Source organism: Moorena sp. SIO4A1, assembly GCF_010672065.1.
Lineage (GTDB): Bacteria > Cyanobacteriota > Cyanobacteriia > Cyanobacteriales > Coleofasciculaceae > Moorena.
The window spans coordinates 1-2,527 of sequence record NZ_JAAHHX010000272.1; the positions used below are offsets into that span (position 1 = coordinate 1).

A 2,527-nucleotide genomic window follows, 5' to 3' on the forward strand; every position below is an offset into this window, starting at 1 on the left:
CGCGCTGCATCGCTTGCTAAAGCCGCAACTCTTTTGCTTGAATTGAGAAACACAGTGGAAGTAAAAAACAATGGGTCTTTGAGAAACCGAAAACCACGTTCTGTAGATTGTTGTGACTTATATTCACGCAAAACCTCTTCGTCGCTAAGTAAGGCCTTTGGCCACGCTACGCGATCGGAGGCATCAAGAACATTGGTGGCAATAATAAACCGGCCAGCCCGTTCTGTTTCAATAGTAATTGCCGTTTCTTTGGGTATAATTTCAGCTTGAATCTGGTAGCTTAGGGTAGGTTTATAATCCTGGCGAGGTCTACCACGTCCTCGATATTGAGCATGTTCAATAACTTCAATATTTGCAAGTTGATGAAATGGCAACTGATTCTCAAGTAGTTTGGTGGCTGTGAGTGCATCTTTGGCACATGCAAATTTTTGTTGACACAATTTTCGCAGTTGCGATTGTGCCTGAGTACATTTTTTGGCTAGACGTTTTTCCAGTTTTTTTAAGTCTGATTGTTGACGGGCTTGACTTTCTATCCATGTGCCACCTTTGTCGCACACCGCCATAATTATTACAACATGGGGCAATACGATATCCTGGGATTGTACTTGGTACAAATGCATCAGTACTGATATTTTTTAACAGTTCTTTGGCAGCCGTTAGGGTACCAGGAAGTCGAGATACCAATCTTAAGGAGACCATCATCTGCAAATTTTCTTCAGTGTAAAGGGCTGCATCGGCCACAAATAAACCGTCTATTTGCCATTGTTTGTGGAAGTCAGCGATCAGTTTTCCAAACATGGCGCTCATCGACTTCATTTCCATCTGCAACTCTTAAATATAAGGGTATATCTCCATCTCCACTGCACATCAAATCGAGGATAAATTGTTTCAAATCTGGTCGGTGATCTCGCTTAATAACCATATGTAATTGTAATTAATCCTGATTCGGCTGATGCTTCATCGTCAGCATCTATCTCATAATCCCCATGTACGTGAAATGAACATGAATACATGTGGAAACTGTCCATCTTCACTCCAAATTTACCGGCTGCTGATAGTGCAACTCGGATGAAAATGTCCGTTAATCCAGCATCATATAGTAAGTCTTACGACTCTGCCCAAGCGGTCATCATTCAAGTGTTCTGGTTTTATTCCCTCTCCCAATAAATGTTCCGTTGCAATCCCTGTCTTGATGCAATAGCGAGTGGGGGAAACCCCCAAGACCGCGCTGCATCGCTTCAAAAAACTTATAAAATAGATAGAGTGGCGCGCTGACAAAGCCCTTACCGTTGATAATCATTGCTTTGACCACTTGACCTGCGCTAATTATTTCTTGGGGATGAGTTCCGAGCAGTTGGTTAATCTCCTCAACCAACCCCATTTCATCAACAATACCTGCCACTATGCCCAAGTGGTCGATATCTTGTACTTTGATTTGTGATCCTGAAACATTCATACTTCAAAAATACAACATTATGTGATCGCACCTGCGGAATGTGGGGTGCAACCCCAAGCCGGAGATTATTATGCAGGATGGATCACCAGTGATATTGTTGGCCCTTTTAAAGGGGAACCTGGTACCTGGGGTTGGTAGGAAAAAATAAAGTCAATACCAATTTTTGTATTTCAACATATGTGTCGATTACTGGCTTACCTCGGTTCTGCTATTCAACCGGATCAACTCATCTACGAACCCGAACACTCTCTCTGTATTCAAAGTTACAGACCCCGAGAAACCGTAACCACCTCTGTGAATGCTGATGGGGTAGGAATTGGTTGGTATCACTCCCAAAAAGAGACAGAACCCTTTATCTACAAAAACATCCTACCGATCTGGAGCGATATTAATTTACCTCACCTCAGTCGTTACATAGAATCTGAATGTTTCTTAGCCTATATCCGCAGTGCTACCCCCGGACAAGCCGCCAGTTTGAGTAACTGTCAACCTTTTAGCGATCGCAACTTCCTCTTCACCCACAATGGCTTCATCGAAAATTTCCGACCCACCTTATACCAACCGATCCGCAGTCATATTAGAGATACAGTCTATCATAAAATTGAAGGCACTACCGATTCTGAACATATCTTCGCCTTGTTTCTCAACGAATTAGCTGCTGTGGATGGTAATTGGGAACAAGCGTTAGAAGCGACATTAAAAACGCTCTTTAAGTTAGCCAAACCCTATGGAGTCAAGGTCTTAGCGAACATCGTTATTAGTGATGGAAATCAGCTGATTGCCTCTCGTTATGCTATCGGTTCTACTCCACCTTCTCTCTACTGGCTACAGAACGCTCCACATTTCCCCAATTCTGTTATCATTGCCTCTGAACCTTTGTTCCCAGGAAACTGGAATCCTTGCCCTGAAAGTAGCATGATTTGTGTGGGAAAAGACCTGAAAATCAACATGCATCCCATAGATTTGTAGAGCTAACGGGGTGACAACCCCGTTAGGTACTCGCCCCTTTTTTAAAAACCGTTAAAAACCGTTAAAAACCTACCCTTGTCAGGGCGTGGGGCCTGGGTATGG

1 protein-coding gene and 1 pseudogene are annotated in these 2,527 nt (G+C 43.2%); one reads left to right on the forward strand and one right to left on the reverse strand.

The annotated features are described in order from the left end of the window. Window positions 1-1,456: pseudogene (locus F6K53_RS46240) on the reverse strand (IS1634 family transposase); the annotation flags it as partial. Window positions 1,457-1,633: 177 nt separating this feature from the next. Between F6K53_RS46240 and egtC the strand changes: the two are divergent. After that, window positions 1,634-2,425 carry an ergothioneine biosynthesis protein EgtC gene (egtC, locus tag F6K53_RS37180; protein ID WP_075899564.1) on the forward strand — a complete coding sequence of 264 codons (792 nt, stop codon included), beginning with the start codon at window positions 1,634-1,636 and terminating at the stop codon, window positions 2,423-2,425. Window positions 2,426-2,527: the final 102 nt, after the last annotated feature.

What these genes read in the sequence shown, in the direction of transcription:
- egtC (WP_075899564.1), top strand. Translation starts at nt 1,634, where the DNA reads ATGTGTCGATTACTGGCTTACCTCGGTTCTGCTATTCAACCGGATCAA.